The 18,697-nt window shown below is 69.3% G+C and carries 15 protein-coding genes; 9 read left to right on the forward strand and 6 right to left on the reverse strand.

What is annotated here, in order from left to right:
• Positions 1-3 precede the first annotated feature (3 nt).
• Entirely contained in the window at positions 4-447 is a 444-nt protein-coding gene (locus BT264_RS19910) for a PaaI family thioesterase (protein ID WP_047902232.1), read from the forward strand.
• A 67-nt stretch (positions 448-514) separates the two neighbouring features.
• Here BT264_RS19910 and BT264_RS19915 read toward each other — a convergent pair whose 3' ends face one another.
• Together BT264_RS19915 and BT264_RS19920 are read right to left on the reverse strand one after the other, a co-directional pair.
• The gene (locus BT264_RS19915) at positions 515-1,567 is read right to left on the reverse strand and encodes a CaiB/BaiF CoA transferase family protein (protein WP_072440293.1); all 1,053 of its coding nucleotides are present in this window, start codon (positions 1,565-1,567) and stop codon (positions 515-517) included.
• Between the two features lie 199 nt (positions 1,568-1,766).
• Positions 1,767-2,531: an IclR family transcriptional regulator gene (locus BT264_RS19920; protein WP_072440093.1), complete on the reverse strand. Its 765-nt coding sequence runs from the start codon at positions 2,529-2,531 to the stop codon at positions 1,767-1,769.
• A gap of 135 nt (positions 2,532-2,666) precedes the next feature.
• Here BT264_RS19920 and BT264_RS19925 point away from each other — a divergent pair, with 135 nt between their 5' ends.
• From BT264_RS19925 to BT264_RS19955, 7 genes are all read left to right on the forward strand, one after another.
• A complete protein-coding gene (locus tag BT264_RS19925) occupies positions 2,667-3,449 on the forward strand; it encodes a crotonase/enoyl-CoA hydratase family protein (protein WP_072440091.1) in 783 nt (260 codons plus the stop codon).
• 74 nt (positions 3,450-3,523) lie between these two features.
• Positions 3,524-4,744: a CaiB/BaiF CoA transferase family protein gene (locus BT264_RS19930; protein ID WP_072440090.1), complete on the forward strand. Its 1,221-nt coding sequence runs from the start codon at positions 3,524-3,526 to the stop codon at positions 4,742-4,744.
• Positions 4,741-5,541, forward strand: a complete 801-nt coding sequence (locus tag BT264_RS19935) for an enoyl-CoA hydratase/isomerase family protein (protein WP_083534127.1) — start codon at positions 4,741-4,743, stop codon at positions 5,539-5,541. The genes BT264_RS19930 and BT264_RS19935 overlap by 4 nt, the downstream gene beginning before the upstream one ends.
• Positions 5,542-5,630: 89 nt before the next feature.
• Complete coding sequence (locus BT264_RS19940; protein ID WP_072440089.1) at positions 5,631-6,683, forward strand: porin; 1,053 nt, start codon at positions 5,631-5,633, stop codon at positions 6,681-6,683.
• A 10-nt stretch (positions 6,684-6,693) separates the two neighbouring features.
• Positions 6,694-8,016 carry an MFS transporter gene (locus tag BT264_RS19945; protein WP_072440087.1) on the forward strand — a complete coding sequence of 441 codons (1,323 nt, stop codon included), beginning with the start codon at positions 6,694-6,696 and terminating at the stop codon, positions 8,014-8,016.
• A gap of 37 nt (positions 8,017-8,053) precedes the next feature.
• Positions 8,054-9,208: an acyl-CoA dehydrogenase family protein gene (locus tag BT264_RS19950; RefSeq protein WP_072440085.1), complete on the forward strand. Its 1,155-nt coding sequence runs from the start codon at positions 8,054-8,056 to the stop codon at positions 9,206-9,208.
• 255 nt (positions 9,209-9,463) lie between these two features.
• On the forward strand, positions 9,464-10,402 hold the full coding sequence (locus BT264_RS19955; protein ID WP_072440083.1) for an alpha/beta hydrolase: 939 nt from the start codon (positions 9,464-9,466) through the stop codon (positions 10,400-10,402).
• A 57-nt stretch (positions 10,403-10,459) separates the two neighbouring features.
• On the opposite strand, the gene prpF is transcribed toward BT264_RS19955, so the two are convergent.
• The 4 genes from prpF to prpB all read right to left on the reverse strand — a co-directional run bounded on the left by prpF (position 10,460) and on the right by prpB (position 16,533).
• On the reverse strand, positions 10,460-11,653 hold the full coding sequence (gene prpF / locus BT264_RS19960; RefSeq protein WP_072440081.1) for a 2-methylaconitate cis-trans isomerase PrpF: 1,194 nt from the start codon (positions 11,651-11,653) through the stop codon (positions 10,460-10,462).
• Between the two features lie 24 nt (positions 11,654-11,677).
• Positions 11,678-14,272 carry a Fe/S-dependent 2-methylisocitrate dehydratase AcnD gene (gene acnD / locus BT264_RS19965; RefSeq protein ID WP_072440079.1) on the reverse strand — a complete coding sequence of 865 codons (2,595 nt, stop codon included), beginning with the start codon at positions 14,270-14,272 and terminating at the stop codon, positions 11,678-11,680.
• 80 nt (positions 14,273-14,352) lie between these two features.
• Complete coding sequence (prpC, locus tag BT264_RS19970; protein ID WP_072440077.1) at positions 14,353-15,525, reverse strand: bifunctional 2-methylcitrate synthase/citrate synthase; 1,173 nt, start codon at positions 15,523-15,525, stop codon at positions 14,353-14,355.
• 114 nt (positions 15,526-15,639) lie between these two features.
• Positions 15,640-16,533: a methylisocitrate lyase gene (gene prpB / locus BT264_RS19975; protein ID WP_072440075.1), complete on the reverse strand. Its 894-nt coding sequence runs from the start codon at positions 16,531-16,533 to the stop codon at positions 15,640-15,642.
• Between the two features lie 170 nt (positions 16,534-16,703).
• On the opposite strand from prpB, the gene prpR reads away from it, so the two are divergent.
• Positions 16,704-18,692, forward strand: coding sequence for a propionate catabolism operon regulatory protein PrpR (prpR, locus tag BT264_RS19980; protein WP_072440073.1), 1,989 nt, complete (start codon positions 16,704-16,706; stop codon positions 18,690-18,692).
• The last annotated feature ends 5 nt before the right edge of the window (positions 18,693-18,697 follow it).

The raw sequence follows: 18,697 nt of genomic DNA on the forward strand, positions 1-18,697 counted from the left end.
TCGATGACCGACATCACGGACCACGCGCGCGGCGCATTGCGTGCGCAACCGTTCAGCATGCTGCTGGGTACGGAGCTGATGCATATCGGCGACAACGAGGTGTCGCTGTGCCTGCACGTGCGCGATGAACTGCGGCAGCAGCACGGTTTCGTGCACGGCGGCGTCATCAGCTATCTCGCCGACAACGCGCTGACGTTCGCCGGCGCGCTCGTGCTCGGCCCGCGCGTGATCACGGCCGAATACAAGATCAACTACCTGCGGCCGGCCGTGAACGGCACGCTCGTCGCCCGCGCGAAGCTCGTCTACGCAGGGCGGCACCAGGCGACCTGCCAGTGTCATGTGTTCGTCATCGACGGCGATCACGAGCGGCTCGTCGCGATCGCGCAAGGCACGATCAACCGCGTCGGCGACGGCAAGGTGCCGGATATGCCGGAGGAAACGGCCTGAAGAAACCGCCTGAAAACGGCCCGAGCGGCCGCCATCCGATGCCGCGCAACGGCACGCCTCCGCGCCGCTAGCCCGCATCGTCCCCCGTCAGCGGCAGGAAACGCGGCGCCACGCGCGCCCGCACGTTGCCGTTCTCGTCGGTCCGATAGATCCCGCGCGCCGCGTTGTGCGGATGCAGCGCCGCGTCGGCCACGCTCAATACCGGCGCGAAACACGCGTCGGTGCCCTCCAGCAACGCGCGCCAGTGCGCGGACGGTTGCTGCGCGAACACGTCGGCGAACCGCACCTTCAGTGCGGGCCAGCGCGCGCGGTCGTACTGCGACGCAGGATCGACGTCGGTGAGCCCGAGCCGCTCGACCAGCAGCGCATAGAACGGCGGCTCGAGCGCGCCGATCGTCACGCATTCGCCGTCCGCGCAGCGATACACGTCGTAGAACGGCGCGTCGTGGAAGAGGCTCGGCTGCGCGCCGTCGAGTTGCCCGTTCGCACGCGCCCACAGCGCGAGCGAGCCGAGCATCGACACGATGTCGACGATCGCGCCGTCGACCACGCGCCCCGGCCCGCCGCCGCGCACGTCGAACAGCGCGCAGACGATCCCGAACGCGAGCCCGAGCGCGCCGCCCGCATCGCCGACGACGGTCGGCGGCAAACCCGGCCTGCCGTCGTTCGGTGCCGACAGCGACAGCAGCCCCGTCAGCGCGACATAGTTCAGGTCGTGCCCGGCCGCGGCCGCGAGCGGGCCGTGCTGGCCCCAGCCGGTCATCCGCCCGTACACGAGCTTCGGGTTGCGGCGTGCGCAATCTTCGGGCCCGAGGCCGAGCCGCTCCATCACGCCGGGCCGCAGCCCTTCGATCAGTGCATCCGCCTGCGCGATCAGTTCGAGCGCGGCAGCGCGGCCGGCCGGTGCCTTCAGGTCGAGTTCGACGATCGTCTTGCCTTCGCGCAGCAGGTCGCCGTCGCGGCCCCGCAGCGCGTCCGGCGCACTCGTGCGGCCGGACGGGCGCGCGATCAGCGTGATCCGCGCGCCCATCCCGGCAAGCATCCAGCCCGCGAGCGGGCCGGGGCCGAGACCTTCGAATTCGACGATGTGGATGCCGGCAAGCGGCGCGTTCAATGGCATTGCGACCTCGCTGAAATGCAACCGGGACAGGGGCAAGGAAACGCATCGATTCTATGCGAATGCGTGCGACGGGCGCGGCACGAACGATGACCGGGCCGACACACGGGATCGACGTCCGGCCGCATCGCCATCGCTCGCCGTCAGGCACCGGCACTTGCCCGATGCCACAACGCCCGGCGCGCGGGCCAGCCTCGCGCGGCTAGCCGGCCGCCTCGTCCGCGCGCTCGGCCAGCACCTCCCGCATCGCCCGCACGATCGCGTCGCGGTGCGCGTCGATCCGCTCGACAGGCCCGGCCACGCCCATCGCCAGCGGCAGGCCGTTCAAGCCGTCCGCGATCACCATCGAGATCATCGCGGCGCCCTGCGTCACCGTATGCGCCGAATACGAGTAGCCGTGCCGGCGCGCCTGTTCGACCTTGTCGAGCACGACATCCTCGTCGATCGTCCTGCCCGACTGCCCGAGCCGGCGGATGCTGCGCGCCACGAGCCGGCGGATCGTGTTGTCCGGCTGGATGCTCAGCAGCGCCCAGCCTAGGCTCGACATGCAGATCTCGCGGCGCGTGCCGATCGGCGCATAGAACTGGATCGGAATCCTATGGGAGCCCGCGATCGCGTCGATGTACTGCACATACAGATCGCTCTGCACCGCGATCACGACCGCCTCGTGCGTGCGGGCGGCCAGCCGCTTCGCGACGGCGTGCCAGTGCCGCCGGCTGCCTGCCGCCGAATCGACGAGCGCTTCGCCGAGATTGACGAGCCGCGCGGTGGGCGCATAGGCATGCGTCTCGTCGTCGTACGCGAGATAGCCGAGCGCTTTCATGCTGGTCAGCAGCGCCGCCGCGCTCGACCCCGGATAGCCGCAGCGCGTGGCGATCTCCCGCACGCTCAGCGGCCGCTGCAATGTGCTGAAGAGTTCCAGCACCTCGAACACGCGCGCCGCGCTCTTGACCACGTTTCCGCTCATCCCGCCCTCTCCGCACGCAACCGGGACGGGCCTTCCACATACGTGGAACGGAATTTCCCGCCGCCAACCGTCGTGACGATACTAGGCTTCGGCCCGCGGCGTGAAGTCCCGCGGCACAGAACATACGGAGACACCATGGCAGCCTTTCTGATCCGTGAACGGCAGGGCCCGATCCTGACCGTCACGATGAACCGCCCCGAAACCCGCAACGCCATTTCGGATACCGATGCGATCGACGCGCTGACCGAATGCTGCGACGACGCGAACCGCGACGAATCGATCCGCGTGCTGATCCTGACCGGCGCCGGCGCGGCGTTTTCGTCGGGCGGCAACGTGAAGGCGATGCGCGCGTTCGTCGAATCGGACCCGCACGACCTCGCCGCGATCCGGACGAGCTATCGCCACGGCATACAGCGCGTGGCGCAGGCGTTCCAGCAGCTCGAAGTGCCGGCCATTGCGGCGGTCAACGGCCCGGCCATCGGCGCCGGCACCGATCTCGCGTGCATGTGCGACATCCGCATCGCCGCCGGCAGCGCACGCTTCGCCGAGAGCTTCATCACGCTCGGCCTCGTGCCGGGCGACGGCGGCGCGTGGTTCCTGCCGCAGATCGTCGGCGCCGCCGTCGCCGCGGAAATGTCGTTCACGGGCGACGCGCTGGACGCACAGGCGGCGCTGCGCTGCGGGCTCGTGTCGCGCGTCGTTCCCGACGGCGACCTCCTCGCGCACGCGCACGAACTGGCCGGCCGCATCGCCCGCCACTCGGGCACCGCGTTGCGCCTGACCAAGCGGCTGCTGCGCGAAGGCCGGCACGCGAGCCTCGACACACTGCTCGACCTGTCGGCCTCGTACCAGGCGTTCGCGCACGCCACCCCCGAACATCGTGCGGCGGTGAACGCGCTGTTCGCCGCGCGCGGCTGAGCCGGCGACGCGTCGTCTGCCGTGCGGCCGGCGCATGCCGGACCATCGAATTCCACATCGAAGGAAACATCGTCATGACCAGCAACAACGAAGGCGCACTCGCGGGCGTGCGCGTGGTGGACCTGAGCCGCGTCTATGCGGGGCCGTTCTGCGCACAGACGCTCGCCGACCACGGCGCGGACGTCATCAAGATCGAGCCGCCGCAGGGCGACGAGACGCGCGACTGGGGGCCCGCGATGCCGGGCGGCATCTCCAGCTACTACTGGGGGCTCAACCGCAACAAGCGCAATCTCGCGCTCGACCTGTCGCACCCCGACGGACGCGACGTGCTGTTCCGCCTGCTCGAGACGGCCGACGTGCTGGTCGACAACTTCAAGCAGGGCACGCTCGAACGCTGGGGCATCGGATACGAACACTGCCTGCGCGAACGCTTCCCGCGCCTCGTGCATTGTTCGATTTCCGGATACGGCACCGACGGCCCGCTCGCGCGGTTCCCTGGCTACGACGCCGTCGCGCAGGGGCTGGCCGGCTTCATGTCGATCAACGGCGAACCGGGCGGCATGCCGCTCAAGGTGCCGTTTCCGGTCGTCGATTTCGCGGCCGGCCTGAGCGCCGTGTCGAGCATCCTGCTCGCGCTGGTCGAACGGACGCGCTCCGGTCTCGGGCAACACGTCGACATCGACCTGTTCAGCACCGCACTGTCGATGCTGCACCCGGTCAGCACGAGCTGGATGGCGACCGGCGACGTTCCCGTCGCGACCGGCAATGTGTATGGCGCGATCGCGCCCTACGGCGTCTATCCGTGCAAGGACAAGCCGGTGGCGACGGGCGCCGGCAACAACCGCACGTTCGCGCGGCTCGTCGAAGCGCTCGGCGTGCCCGAGCTTGCGCGCGATCCGCGGTTCGCGACCAACGCGCAGCGCGTCGCGCATCGCGACGCGCTCGACACGCTGCTCGGGCAACTCACCGCCGAACTTCGCGCCGACGACGTCGTCGAGCGGCTGCTGCACGCCGGCGTCGCAACGGGGCCGGTGAACACCGTCGCCGATGCATTCGGCCATCCGCAGGCGGCGCGCAACGCGATGTTCGTCAATACCGATGCGTACACCGGCGCGGGCATCCCGGCCAAACTCTCCCGCACGCCCGGATCGATACGCCGGCCGCCCCGGCCGTTCGCCGCCGACACCGACGCGGTGCTCGGCGCGTTCGGCATCGATGCGGCCCGGCGCGACGCGCTGCGGCAGGCAGGCGTCATCCACGACGAACGCGCAGGCTCTGCCGGGAGCGCGTCATGAGCGCGCCGCACACGTTCTCTTCCCTGACCGGCGACGACGCCCCGTCGATCCTGCGCAACGACGACGACGGCATTGCGTGGCTGACGATCCATCGTCCGCACGTTGCCAATGCACTGTCCGCCGACGCGATCCGGCGCCTGTGCGACGAACTGGTCACGCTCGACGACAACCCCGCGATTCGCGCGATCGTGATCCGAGGCGCCGGCGAACGGGCCTTCAGCGCGGGCATCGATCTCGGCGATCCCGAGATGCGCGGGATGCGGCCGATGCGCGGGCTCGCACGCAACGTACACGAGCTGATCCTGGAGCTGCGCAAGCCGACCATCGCGGCCATCAACGGCTTCGCCGTCGGCGGCGGCTTTGAAATCGCGCTCGCGTGCGACTTGCGGATCGCCGCCGAGCACGCGTACTTCGCGCTGCCTGAAGCGCGGGTCGGCATGGGCGCGAACTTCGCGAGCGTGCTGCTGCCGCGCATGCTGCCGCGCGCCGTCGCGATGGAACTGCTGTTCACGGGCCGCCGCTTCGACGCTGACGAAGCGCAGCGCGTCGGGTTGCTGAACCGCGTCGTACCCGGCGCCGCGCTCGACGACACCGTGCGCGAACTGGCGGAGGCGATCGCCGCGAACGCGCCGCTCACGATCCGCCGCATCAAGGAAACCGCGACACGCAGCCAGGGCTTGCCGGTTGCCGCGGCGCTGCGGCTGGACGTCGGCCCCGACGTCTATGCGAGCGAGGACCGGATCGAAGGCGCCCGCGCGTTTCTCGAGAAGCGCAAGCCGGTGTTCAAGGGGCGCTGAGCCCGACGCGGCACGGTGGGCGACACGACGCGCGCAACCGCTCCCAGAACGCGGGCGCGCAAAAAAAGACATGGAACGGAGACATCTTCATGCAACGGAAAGCATTCCTGGTCGGCGCGTGCGTGCTGTGCGCGTCGCCGGCGCAAGCGTCGTCGGTCACGCTGTACGGGATCGTCGACAGCTACGTCGAATTCGATCGCATCGGCAGCCTGTCGAGCGTGCGGCAGAGCGGCGGCGGATCGTCGACCAGCCGCATCGGGTTGACGGGCGTCGAGGATCTCGGCGGCGGCACGTCGACGAAGTTCGTGCTGGAAAGCGGCTTCACGCCGGCCGACGGATCGTTCCAGGGCGGCACGCTGTTCTACAGGCAGGCATACGTGTCGCTGCAGAACACCCGCTACGGCGACCTCCGGCTCGGCCGGCAATACACGCCTGCGTTCTACGTCGTGTACGACGGCGATCCGTTCGGACTCAACGAACGGCTGTCGCCGCTCGCGTTGCTCGCGACGTCGACGGATACGATCACGAGCAACACGACGCCGCCGATTCCGCGCTTCAACCAGGCGGCGTCGTATCTCAGCCCCGACTGGAACGGCCTGCGCGTGATGGCCACGTACGGCTTTCCGACACCGAACGCGCTGTCCATGCAGGCCGGGCGCAACTATGGCGCCGGGCTTCAGTACCGGATCGGCGGGCTCTATCTCGGTGCGGGCTTCCAGGGCGACGTGTCGGCCGGCAACCTGTCGCCCGTCGTCTACCCGTCGACGACCCGCCATTACGTGTTCGCGGCCAACTACGCGTTCGCGCGCGTCAAGCTGTACGCCGCGTTTCTCTACGGCGTCAGCACGGCGCCGAACCTGCCCGCGTTCTCGACCGCGAGCGTCGGCGTATCGATCAACGTCGGCGCGCTCGATCGCGTGCTCGTATCGGTCGTGCGCCGCGACGTGAAAGGCTCAGCGAACGATGCGACCGCGCTCGGCGTCGGGTACGACCATCCGCTGTCGAAGCGGACTTCGCTCTACGCACGCTATCTCTACATGAAGAACGGCGGCGACGCGCGCAACACGGTCGTCGCCGGCCTGCAGCCGCAACCGGGCGGCACCGAGCAGGTGCTCGCGCTCGGCATCGTTCACCGCTTCTGACGGAGTGCCCATGACCCCGCCCCTTTCCACCCACCCGGCCGCCGTCGACGATGGCGCGACGCGGGCGCTCTACCGCCGGATCTCGCGCCGGCTGCTGCCGTTCCTGATCCTCTGCTACACGCTGTCGTTCATCGACCGGATCAACATCGGCTTCGCGCACGCGCAGATGGCCGCCGAATTGCACTTTTCCGACGCCGTCTACGGGCTCGGTGCGGGCATCTTCTTCATCGGCTACATGGCGTTCGAGATTCCGAGCAACGCCTGGCTCGCGCGGATCGGCGCGCGCAAGACGATCGCACGAATCATGGTGCTGTGGGGGCTCGGCTCGGCCGCGACGATGTTCGTCACGACGCCCGCGCAGTTCTACGCGTGCCGGTTCCTGCTGGGCGTGTTCGAGGCCGGCTTCTTCCCCGGCATCCTGTTCTATCTCGGCGCGTGGTATCCGCCGCGGCAGCGCGCGAAGGCGTTCGCGCTCTTCATGACGGCGCTGTATCTCGCGGGGTTGATCGCCGGGCCCGTGTCGGGCGCAATCCTCACGCTCTTCGACGGTGCAGCCGGCCTGAGCGGCTGGCAATGGCTGTTTCTCGTGGAGGGGCTGCCGAGCTGTGCGATCGGCATCGTCGCGCTCCGGTTTCTCGACGACCGGCCGGACGACGCACGCTGGCTGTCGGACGCCGACAAGGCCGCACTGCGCGCCGCACACGCGCATGTCGAAGCCGGCACGCCGGATGCGGACGCGGCGCGGCCGCTGCTCGCGCACCGCGATTTCTGGCTGCTGTGCGCGGCCAATTTTGCGATCGCGGCCGCCGGCTACGCGCTCGTGTTCTGGATGCCCGTGATCCTGCATCGCGGCGGCCTGCACGGCGCGATGCAGATCGGCCTGCTGTCCGCGCTGCCCTACCTGTGCGGCATCGTCGGCATGCTCGGGATGGGCTGGCACACCGAGCGCCGGCGCGAATGGCGCGGGCACGGTGCATTCGCAATGCTCGCGTGTGCGGCGGCGCTCGCCGGGCTGGCGAGCGTCGACGGCACGCCGCACCTGATGATCGCGCTCTGCATCGCGGTCGCCACGCACGCTGCGGCGCTGCCCGCGTTCTGGGTGGTGCCGGGGCTCGCACTGCCCAAGCGCTCGATGGCGGTCGCGATCGCGGCGATCACGATGTCCGGCGCGATCGGCGGGTTCGCGAGCCCGTTCCTGATGGGCGTGCTCAACACGGTCACCGGATCGATGCGCGGCGGACTCTATTTCAACGCGGCACTGCTCGCGGCCGGCTGCGTGGCGCTGCTCGGCACGCTGCGCGCGCGGGCGGCGCCGCTTCCAGCCGCGCGCTGACCGCACCGGTTTCCTTCACTCACTCATCGATCCGCATATGAACTTCGAACTCGAACTCGAACACCGGATGATCAAGGACCTCGTCGCGCGCTTCGTGAACGACGAGCTCATTCCGCTCGAAGCCGCCGCGATGGCGCGGGAAGCCGATGGTCAGCGCTTCGCGCTGCTCGCCGACGAGCGCGCACGGCTCGACGAACGCTCGCGACAGCTCGGCCTGTGGGGGCTCGACGCGCCCCTCGACGCCGGCGGCTCGGACCTGTCGGCCGTCGCGATGGTCGGCGTGAACGAAGCGATCGGTACGACCGTGACGCCGTACGTGCTGCCGCCCGATTCGCCGAACCTGAGGATGCTGTGCGACTCGGCCGACGACGCGCAGCGCGCCCGCTATCTCGACCCTTATGCGCGCGGCGTCACGCGCTCCGCGATGGCCATCTCCGAACCGGACGCCGGCTCGGACCCGGGCGCGCTGTCGACGACGGCCGAGCGCGACGGCGACGGCTGGGTGCTGAACGGGCGCAAGATCTGGATCAGCCACGCGAGCGAAGCCGACTGGACGATCGTGATGGCGCTGACGGACCGCAGCAAGGGCAAGCGCGGCGGCATCTCGGCCTTCATCGTCGAGCGCGATACGCCGGGCTTCATCATCGAACGCCGGATTCCGATGATCGGCGGGCTGTCCACCTACGAGATCGTGCTGGAAAACTGCCGCCTGCCCGCCACGCAACTGCTCGGCCGGGAAGGCGAAGGCTTCGTGCCGATGCAGGGGCGGCTGTCGAACCGGCGGCTGGAGATGGCGGCCTGGTGCATCGGCCGCGCCGAGCGCGCAGTCGCGCTGCTGTGCGAATACGCGAAGCAGCGCACGACCTTCGGGGTGCCGCTCGCGGAGCGCCAGGCCGTTCAGTGGTGGGTGGCCGATGCGCTGACCCGCATCCACGCGTGCCGCCTGATGACCTACGAAGCAGCCGCGCGGGTGGATGCCGGGCAGGACGCGCGCACGCAGATCTCGATGGTCAAGGTGTTCGCGACCGAAATGGCGTGGACCGTCATCGATCACGCGATGCAGACGCTCGGCGCGATGGGCATGACGAAGGAACTGCCGTTGCAGCAGATGGCGAGCGAAGCGCGGCTGATGCGAATCTTCGAGGGCCCGAGCGAGGTGCACCGCTGGGTCGTCGCACGCAGCGTGCTGTAGGTATCCGCGCTGCGCGGGCCGCGCACGACGCATCACGACGACGGTGCCGCGCCGGTCGGCGCCGCCGCGGGAACTTGCGCGTCGACGGCAATGTCAGCCCACTGTCGTGCCGCACATGAAACGCGCCCGGCGGCACCGCCCGCCTGCTGCGGCATGCCGAAAGGACATGATCGCGGCGGCCTGCCGGCCTCCGAGCCCCGCTGCGGCGACACCGGTTCGTCCGTTATCGCCGCCACTCAATCACGGAGCAACCGCTTGGATACCCTGCATCTCGTCGATCCCGAAATCCGCCCGCTGCTCGACGTGTGGCCGACCGTCACGCTCAGCGCCGACAACCTCGCGCAGGCGCGCGAGCGCGTGCTGCCGCTGCCGCCGCCGGACCCGGCCGGCAGCACGCTCGCGCGCCGCGCCGTCCCCGGCCCCGCCGGCGCGCCGGACGTCCCGCTTCACATCTACACGCCCGACGACGCCGCGCGACCGCTCCCGGCGATCGTCCACATGCACGGCGGCGGCTACGTGCGCGGCGCGGCGAAGGACCTGGAGGCCATTCATCGCCAGGCAGTCAAACAGCTCGGCTGCGTGCTGATCTCGATCGACTACCGCCTCGCGCCGGAAACGGTGTTCCCCGGCGCGATCGAGGATTGCTACGCGGGCCTCGCGTGGACCTTCCGCCATGCCGACACGCTCGGCATCGACCCGGCGCGCATCGGCGTGACGGGCGAAAGCGCGGGCGGCGGGCTGGCCGCCGCGCTGGCACTGCTGGCGCGCGATCGCGGCGAATACCGGCTCGCGTTCCAGCACCTGATCTACCCGATGCTCGACGACCGCACCTGCACGCGCGCGCCGCATCCGCATGCCGGCGAGTTCGTCTGGCACGCGGCCAACAACCGGTTCGGCTGGACGTCGCTGCTCGGCCACGCGCCGGGCCTCGACGGCGTGTCGCCGTATGCCGCCGCCGCGCGCGCGGACAAGCTCGACGGCCTGCCGCCGACGTTCCTGTCGATCGGCTCGCTCGACCTGTTCCTCGAAGAAAACCTCGACTATGCGCGGCGGCTGCTCCGCGCCGGCGTGCCGACCGAACTGCACGTGCTCCCCGGCGGCGTGCACGGTTTCGACATCGTGCCCGACGCCCGACTCTCCGAAGCGGCACGCCGCCTCAGCCACGACGCGCTCCGCCGGTTCCTGCACGGCTAGCCGAAACGACGCGGGCGGCCGAAGCCGCCCGCGCATTCCGGTCGAACGACTGAAACGTCAGAACGCGTCGCCCGGCACCCTCACCCAGCCTTCCATCAGCACGCGCGCGCTGCGGCTCATGATCGCCTTCGTGACGGTCCACTCGCCGTTCTCCTGCTGCTGCGCTTCCGCGCCGACGCGCAGCGTGCCCGACGGATGCCCGAAGCGCACCGCGTTGCGTTCGCCGCCGCCCGCCGCCAGATTCACGAGCGTGCCGGGGATCGCCGCGGCCGTGCCGATCGCGACCGCCGCCGTGCCCATCATCGCGTGGTGCAGCTTGCCCATCGACATCGCGCGCACCAGCAGGTCGACGTCGCCCGCGTTCACGCGCTTGCCGCTCGATGCGACGTAATCGGCGGGCTTCGCGACGAACGCGATCTTCGGCGTGTGCTGCCGCGTCGCGATTTCATCGAGCGTATCGATCAGGCCCATGCGCAGCGCGCCGTGCGCGCGGATCGTCTCGAACTTCTCGAGCGCTTTCGCGTCGCCGTTGATCGCGTCCTGCAGCTCGGTGCCCGTATAGCCGATCGCGTCGGCCTCGACGAAGATCGTCGGGATTCCCGCGTTGATCATCGTCGCCTTCAGCGTGCCGACGCCCGGCACCGCGAGATCGTCGACGAGGTTGCCGGTCGGGAACATCGACCCGCCCGCGCCCTCTTCCTCGGCGGCCGGGTCCATGAATTCGAGCTGCACTTCGGCGGCCGGAAACGTCACGCCATCCAGCTCGAAGTCGCCCGTCTCCTGCACCGCGCCGTTCGTGACCGGCACGTGCGCGACGATCGTCTTGCCGATGTTCGCCTGCCAGATCCGCACGGTCGCGATGCCGTCGCGCGGCACGCGCGCGGGATCGACGAGCCCGCCGCTGATCGCGAACGGGCCGACCGCCGCCGACAGGTTGCCGCAGTTGCCGGTCCAGTCGACGAACGCCTTGTCGATCGCGACCTGCCCGAACAGGTAGTCGACGTCGTGGCCGGGCCGCGTGCTCTTCGACACGATCACCGTCTTGCTGGTGGACGACGTCGCGCCGCCCATCCCGTCGATCTGCTTGCCGTACGGATCGGGGCTGCCGATCACGCGCAGCAGCAGCGCGTCGCGCGCGGCGCCCGGCGCCTGCGCCGCGTCGGGCAGGTCCTGCAGCCGGAAGAACACGCCCTTGCTGGTGCCGCCGCGGATATAGGTCGCGGGAATCCTGATTTGAGGAATATGAGCCATGTCTGTGTTCTCGATGTAACCCCGTCACGCCGCCTGCGACGATTCGAGGAAGTCCTGCGCGAAGCGCTGCAGCACGCCGCCGGCTTCGTAGATCGACACTTCCTCGGCCGTATCGAGCCGGCACGTCATCGGCACCTCGACGCGCTCGCCGTTCCTGCGGTGAATCACGAGCGTCAGGTCGGCGCGCGGCTTGCGCTCGCCGATCACGTCGAAGGTCTCGGTGCCGTCGATGCCGAGCGTCGTCCGGTTCGTGCCCGGCTTGAACTCGAGCGGCAGCACGCCCATCCCGATCAGGTTCGTGCGGTGGATCCGCTCGAAGCCTTCGGCGGCGATCGCCTCGACGCCCGCGAGCCGCACGCCCTTCGCTGCCCAGTCGCGCGACGAGCCCTGGCCGTAGTCGGCACCGGCGACGACGATCAGCGGCTGCTTGCGATTCATGTACGTCTCGATCGCTTCCCACATCCGCATGACCTTGCCTTCCGGCTCGACGCGCGCGAGCGAGCCCTTCTTCACCGCGCCGTCGACCACCGCCATCTCGTTGATCAGCGTCGGGTTCGCGAAGGTCGCGCGCTGCGCGGTCAGGTGGTCTCCCCGGTGCGTCGCGTACGAGTTGAAGTCTTCTTCCGGCAGGCCCATCTTCGCGAGGTATTCGCCGGCCGCGCTGTTCGCGAGGATCGCGTTCGACGGCGACAGGTGGTCGGTCGTGATGTTGTCGCCGAGCACCGCGAGCGGGCGCATGCCCTGCAGCGTGCGTTCGCCGGCCAGCGCGCCTTCCCAGTACGGCGGACGGCGAATGTACGTGCTCTGCGGCCGCCAGTCGTACAGCGGCGCCGCGCGCTCGCCCGCATCGGCGCTGCGCGCGAACATCGGCTCGTAGACCTTGCGGAACTGCTCGGGCTTCACGCTCGACGCGACGATCGCATCGATCTCCTCGTCGGTCGGCCAGATGTCCTTCAGCGTGACGGGCTTGCCGTCCCGGTCGTGGCCGAGCGCGTCCTTCTCGATGTCGAAGCGGATCGTGCCGGCGATCGCATACGCGACGACGAGCGGCGGCGACGCGAGGAACGCCTGCTTCGCATACGGGTGGATGCGGCCGTCGAAGTTGCGGTTGCCGGACAGCACAGCCGTCGCGTACAGGTCGCGATCGACGATCTCCTGCTGGATCTTCGGGTCGAGCGCGCCCGACATCCCGTTGCAGGTCGTGCACGCGAACGCGACGATGCCGAAGCCGAGCTTCTCGAGTTCCGGCAGCAGCTTCGCTTCTTCCAGATACAGCTCGACCGCCTTCGAGCCCGGCGCGAGCGAGCTCTTCACCCACGGCTTGCGGGTCAAGCCCTTCGCGTTCGCGTTGCGTGCGAGCAAGGCCGCCGCGATCACGTTGCGCGGGTTGCTGGTGTTCGTGCAGCTCGTGATCGCGGCGATGATCACCGCGCCGTCGGGCATCTCGCCCGCCTTCTCTTCCCACTGGCCGGCGATCCCGCGCGCGGCGAGGTCGGACGTCGGCAGCCGCTTGTGCGGGTTCGACGGGCCGGCCATGTTGCGCACCACGCTCGACAGGTCGAACGTCAGCGTGCGCTCGTATTGCGCGTTGGCGAGCGTATCGGCCCACAGGCCCGCCGCCTTCGCGTAGGTCTCGACGAGCTTCACCTGCTCGTCGCTGCGGCCGGTGAGGCGCAGGTAGTCGGTCGTCTGGCCGTCGATGAAGAACATCGCGGCCGTCGCGCCGTATTCGGGCGCCATGTTCGAGATCGTCGCGCGATCGCCGAGCGTGAGGCTCGCCGCCCCTTCGCCGCGGAATTCCAGGTACGCGCCGACCACCTTTTCCTTGCGCAGGAACTCGGTCAGCGCGAGCACGATGTCGGTCGCGGTGATGCCGGGCTGGCGCTTGCCGGTCAGCTCGACGCCGACGATGTCGGGCAGGCGCATCCACGACGCGCGGCCGAGCATCACGTTCTCGGCTTCCAGGCCGCCTACGCCGATCGCGATCACGCCGAGCGCGTCGACGTGCGGCGTGTGGCTGTCGGTGCCGACGCAGGTGTCCGGGAACGCTACGCCATCCTGCGCCTGGATCACCGGCGACATCTTCTCCAGATTGATCTGGTGCATAATGCCGTTGCCCGGCGGGATCACGTCGACGTTCTCGAACGCCTTCTTCGTCCACTCGATGAAGTGGAAACGATCCTCGTTGCGGCGATCCTCGATCGCGCGGTTCTTCGCGAACGCATCCGGATCGAAGCCGCCGCACTCGACGGCGAGCGAGTGATCGACGATCAGTTGCACGGGTACGACCGGGTTCACCTTCGCCGGGTCGCCGCCGCCGTCGGCGATCGCGTCGCGCAGGCCGGCGAGATCGACGAGCGCCGTCTGCCCGAGGATGTCGTGACACACCACGCGCGCCGGGAACCACGGGAAGTCGCGTTCGCGCTTGCGCTCGATGATCTGCTTCAGCGACTCGGCGAGGATCGCCGGATCGCAGCGGCGCACGAGGTTTTCGGCGAGCACGCGCGACGTGTACGGTAGCGTGTCGTAGGCGCCGGGCGCGATCGCGTCGACCGCGGCACGCGCGTCGAAATAATCCAGCGACGTGCCGGGCAGGGGTTTGCGGTTGGCGGTATTCATGATGTGGGGGATACCTGGGTAGGGCGTTCAGCGCGCGCCGGCCGCCCGCGCTGCGGAGGCCGGCGCGCGCTGCGGGGGTGTCAGCGCTTCTCGATCGGCACGAACTGCAGGTCTTCCGGGCCCGTGTAGTTCGCGCTCGGGCGGATGATCTTGTTGTCGATGCGCTGCTCGATGATGTGCGCGCTCCAGCCCGACGTGCGCGAGATCACGAACAGCGGCGTGAACATCTCGGTCGGCACGCCCATCATGTGATACGACACCGCGCTGAACCAGTCGAGGTTCGGGAACATCTTCTTCGCGTCCCACATCACCGATTCGAGGCGCTCGGCGATGTTGTACAGCTTCGTGTCGCTCGCTTCCTTCGACAGCTTGTACGCGACGCCCTTGATCACCTTGTTGCGCGGATCGGAGATCGTGTAGACCGGGTGGCCGAAGCCGATCACGACTTCCTTGTTCTCGACGCGGCGGCGGATGTCCGCTTCGGCGTCGTCCGGCGAGCTGTAGCGGCTCTGGATTTCATACGCGACTTCGTTCGCGCCGCCGTGCTTCGGCCCGCGCAGCGCGCCGATCGCGCCGGTGATCGCCGAGTAGATGTCCGAGCCCGTGCCCGCGATCACGCGGCCCGTGAACGTCGACGCGTTGAATTCGTGCTCCGCGTACAGGATCAGCGACGTGTGCATCGCCTCGACCCACGACTTCGACGGCGTCTTGCCGTGCAGCAGGTGCAGGAAGTGGCCGCCGATCGAATCGTCGTCGGTTTCCGTCTCGATGCGCTTGCCGTTGTGCGAGAAGTGATACCAGTACAACAGCATCGAGCCGAGCGACGCCATCAGGCGGTCGGCGATGTCGCGCGCGCCCGGCAGGTTGTGATCGTCCTTCTCCGGCAGCACGGTGCCGAGCACCGACACGCCCGTGCGCATCACGTCCATCGGGTGCGCGGACGCCGGGATCTGCTCGAGCGCCGCCTTCAGCGCGCTCGGCAGGCCGCGCAGCGCGCGCAGCTTGGTCTTGTACGCGGCCAGTTCGGTCAGGTTCGGCAGCGTGCCGTGCACGAGCAGGTGCGCGATTTCCTCGAATTCGCACGACTCGGCGACGTCGAGAATGTCGTAGCCGCGGTAGTGCAGGTCGTTGCCGGTCTTGCCGACCGTGCACAGCGCCGTATTGCCGGCCGTCACGCCCGACAGCGCCACCGACTTCTTCGGCTTGAATGCGCCTGCGGCGGCCGGTGCTGCTGCGTCTTTCGTCTCGCTCATGTTTCCGTTCTCCAATAGGTATCTGGGTAGCTGTCGACCGCACTTGGCGCTTCAGCGCCTGGTGCGCTCCCATGCAAAGCTTCCCGGGAATCGTGTCCCGGCGCGCGGGCCGCGTTACTTCTTGCCCTGCGCGAACAGTTCGTCGAGCTTGCGCTCGTATTCGTGATAGCCGAGGAAGTCGTACAGCTCGGCGCGCGTCTGCATCGTCGGCACGGCCGCCTTCTGCGTGCCGTCGCGGCGCAGCGTCTCGTAGAAGTTCAGCGCGGCCTTGTTCATCGCGCGATACGCGCCGCAGCAGTACAGCGCGATGTCGACGTTCGCCTCGCGCAGTTCGTCGAGCGTGAACAGCGGCGTCGAGCCGAACTCGGTCAGGTTCGCGAGGATCGGCACCTTCACGGCCGCCTTGAAACAGCGGTAGTCATCGAGCGTCTTCATCGCTTCCGGGAAGATCATGTCGGCGCCCGCTTCGACATACGCGACCGCGCGCTCGATCGCCGCGTCGATCCCTTCGGCGGCGGCCGCATCGGTGCGCGCCATGATCACGAACTGGTCGTCGGTGCGCGCGTCGACCGCGGCCTTGATGCGATCGACCATTTCGTCGGCCGGCACGACTTCCTTGCCCGGACGATGGCCGCAGCGCTTCTGGCCGACCTGATCCTCGAGGTGCACGGCCGCAACGCCGGCCTTGATGAACGAGCGGACCGTGCGCGCGATGTTGAATGCGCCGCCCCAGCCCGTATCGATGTCGACGAGCAGCGGCAGATCGGTTGCGTTGGTGATCCGGTTCGCGTCGATCAGCACGTCTTCCATCGTGCTGATGCCGAGGTCGGGGATCCCGAGCGAGTTCGCGGCGACGCCGCCGCCCGACAGGTACACGGCCTTGAAGCCGACGGCCTGCGCCATCTTGGCCGCGTACGCGGTGATCGCGCCGACCACCTGCAGCGGCTGCTCGGCCGCGACTGCCGCGCGGAATTTCGCGCCGGCGCTCTGAAGATGCGTGTTGCTCATGAACGGCCTCCTGAAGGAATGCCCGATAACAGCAAGGACCGGGCCAGCTCGCGAAACGTCGCTAACCCACTGATTCTTAAGCAACCGGCGCGGGCGATGCAGCGTCCAGATATTTCAATTCGGCAATTTCATGTTTCAAAAATGAAATCCCGCGCGCATAATCGATCGCCATGGACCTCTCCTCGACCAAGCCCGTCGGCCCGGCCGATCGCGCGGCGCGCCCGCGCATCTGGGCGATGGGCATCAGCCGCCTGCGCGACTTCTTTCGCGAGATCGCCGGCGAATTCGACGAACGCGCCGACGTGCGCATCGTGACGCGCGCGTATGAGGATGCGCTCAGCGCGATCGCCGAGGCCGGCGCCGCGCGGCCCGACGTGATCGTCGCGGCCGGCTCGAACGGCGCCTTCCTGAAGACGCGTGCGCAGGTGCCGGTCGTGGTCGTGTCGCCGACCGGCTTCGACGTGATGCAGGCGCTCGCGCGCGCCCGGCGCGACGCGTCGCGGATCGCGCTCGTCAGCGCCGGGGAAACGCCGCCCGAAGTGCGCCGCTTCGTCGCCGCGTACGGCCTTGACGTGCAGTTTGCGTCATATCAGTCCGCGCAGGAAGCGGAAGCCTGCGTGCACGACCTGCGCGACCGCGGCATCGAGACGATCGTCGGCCCCGGCCTCGTCACCGACCTTGCGGCCAGTGCCGGCATGGGCGCGGTGTTCCTGTATTCGCATGCGTCGGTGCGCAAGGCCGTCGATACGGCACTCGAAGTCGCGTACGCGACGCACGCCGAGGCATTCCGCCGCCAGCGGCTCGACAACCTGCTTCAGCACCTGCGCGACGGCGTGGTCGCGCTCGACGCGCGCGGCCGCGTCGAGGCGATCAACGAGCGGCTCGCGTCGGCACTCGGGGTCGAACCCGCGGCGGCCGTCGGCCGCGCGCTCGTCGACCTGCGGCCCGAGCTGCGCACGCTGCGCGGCGAGGACGGCGACGCGCTCGCGACCGTGCGCGGCGTGCGCTACGTCGTGCATCGCGGGCCGCTCGTCGATCGCGGCGTCACGTCGGGCAGCGTGCTGACGTTCCAGGAATCGCGCGCGGTCGAACGGCTCGACCGTGCGCTGCGCTCGCAGCCGACCACCCAGCAGTTCGCGGCGCGCTATGCGCTCGACGACGTGATCGGCGCATCGGCGCCGATGGCGCGCGTGCGCGACCTCGTGCGCCGCTACGCGAAATCCGACGCGACCGTGCTCGTGCTCGGCGAAAGCGGCACCGGCAAGGAAATGATCGCGCAAAGCCTGCACGCGCTGTCCGCGCGGCGCAGCTACCCGTTCGTCGCGGTCAATTGCGGCGCGTTTCCGGAAGCGCTGCTCGAGAGCGAGCTGTTCGGCTATGAGGAAGGCGCGTTCACCGGCGCGCGGCGCGGCGGCAAGACCGGCCTGTTCGAAGCCGCGCACCGCGGCACGCTGTTCCTCGACGAGATCGGCGAAATGCCGTCGTCGCTGCAGAGCCGGCTGCTGCGCGTGCTGCAGGAGCGCGAGGTGATCCGCCTCGGCTCGACCGAGCCGATCCGCATCGACGTGCGTGTGATCGCCGCGACGCATCGTCCGCTGCTTGCGGCCGTCGAGGCCGGCACGTTCCGCGCGGATCTCTATTACCGGCTCAACATCCTGAACGTCGGCCTGCCGCCGCTGCGCGAGCGCGCGGCCGACATTCCCGCGCTCGCGGCGACGCTGCTCGTGCAGGCCGCGCGGCGCGAGCCGCGCCTCGCCGAACGCCTGCGCGATGCCGGCGACGCCGCGCGCGTGCTCGGCGCGACGCAGGCAACGCTCGCGCGCTACCGGTGGCCCGGCAACGTGCGGGAACTGCAGAACGTGATCGAGCGGGTCGCGGTGGAACTCGCCGAGGAAGCCGACGAAATCGATCCGGCCGCCGCGTGCGCCGCGCTCGATCCCGACGCGCTGCAGGCGATCGCGCCCGAGCTGTTCGCGGCGCCGCCCGACGCGGCCGGCGCCGACGCCGATGACGCGCAAACGCTGCACGCGCGCCGCCGCCGCGCGGAAGCCGACGAGATCCGCGCGGTGCTCGACGCGTGCGGCGGCGACCGCGACCGCGCATGCGCGATGCTCGGCATCAGCAAGACGACGCTGTGGCGGAAGTTGTCAGCGAAGTAGGAAGG

Source organism: Burkholderia sp. NFPP32 (genome assembly GCF_900119325.1).
In the GTDB taxonomy this organism is placed as follows: Bacteria; Pseudomonadota; Gammaproteobacteria; order Burkholderiales; family Burkholderiaceae; genus Burkholderia; species Burkholderia pyrrocinia_C.

What these genes read in the sequence shown, in the direction of transcription:
- BT264_RS19910 (WP_047902232.1), top strand. Translation starts at nt 4, where the DNA reads ATGACCGACATCACGGACCACGCGCGCGGCGCATTGCGTGCGCAACCG.
- BT264_RS19915 (WP_072440293.1), bottom strand. Translation starts at nt 1,567, where the DNA reads ATGCCATTGAACGCGCCGCTTGCCGGCATCCACATCGTCGAATTCGAA.
- BT264_RS19920 (WP_072440093.1), bottom strand. Translation starts at nt 2,531, where the DNA reads ATGAGCGGAAACGTGGTCAAGAGCGCGGCGCGCGTGTTCGAGGTGCTG.
- BT264_RS19925 (WP_072440091.1), top strand. Translation starts at nt 2,667, where the DNA reads ATGGCAGCCTTTCTGATCCGTGAACGGCAGGGCCCGATCCTGACCGTC.
- BT264_RS19930 (WP_072440090.1), top strand. Translation starts at nt 3,524, where the DNA reads ATGACCAGCAACAACGAAGGCGCACTCGCGGGCGTGCGCGTGGTGGAC.
- BT264_RS19935 (WP_083534127.1), top strand. Translation starts at nt 4,741, where the DNA reads ATGAGCGCGCCGCACACGTTCTCTTCCCTGACCGGCGACGACGCCCCG.
- BT264_RS19940 (WP_072440089.1), top strand. Translation starts at nt 5,631, where the DNA reads ATGCAACGGAAAGCATTCCTGGTCGGCGCGTGCGTGCTGTGCGCGTCG.
- BT264_RS19945 (WP_072440087.1), top strand. Translation starts at nt 6,694, where the DNA reads ATGACCCCGCCCCTTTCCACCCACCCGGCCGCCGTCGACGATGGCGCG.
- BT264_RS19950 (WP_072440085.1), top strand. Translation starts at nt 8,054, where the DNA reads ATGAACTTCGAACTCGAACTCGAACACCGGATGATCAAGGACCTCGTC.
- prpF (WP_072440081.1), bottom strand. Translation starts at nt 11,653, where the DNA reads ATGGCTCATATTCCTCAAATCAGGATTCCCGCGACCTATATCCGCGGC.
- acnD (WP_072440079.1), bottom strand. Translation starts at nt 14,272, where the DNA reads ATGAATACCGCCAACCGCAAACCCCTGCCCGGCACGTCGCTGGATTAT.
- prpC (WP_072440077.1), bottom strand. Translation starts at nt 15,525, where the DNA reads ATGAGCGAGACGAAAGACGCAGCAGCACCGGCCGCCGCAGGCGCATTC.
- prpB (WP_072440075.1), bottom strand. Translation starts at nt 16,533, where the DNA reads ATGAGCAACACGCATCTTCAGAGCGCCGGCGCGAAATTCCGCGCGGCA.
- prpR (WP_072440073.1), top strand. Translation starts at nt 16,704, where the DNA reads ATGGACCTCTCCTCGACCAAGCCCGTCGGCCCGGCCGATCGCGCGGCG.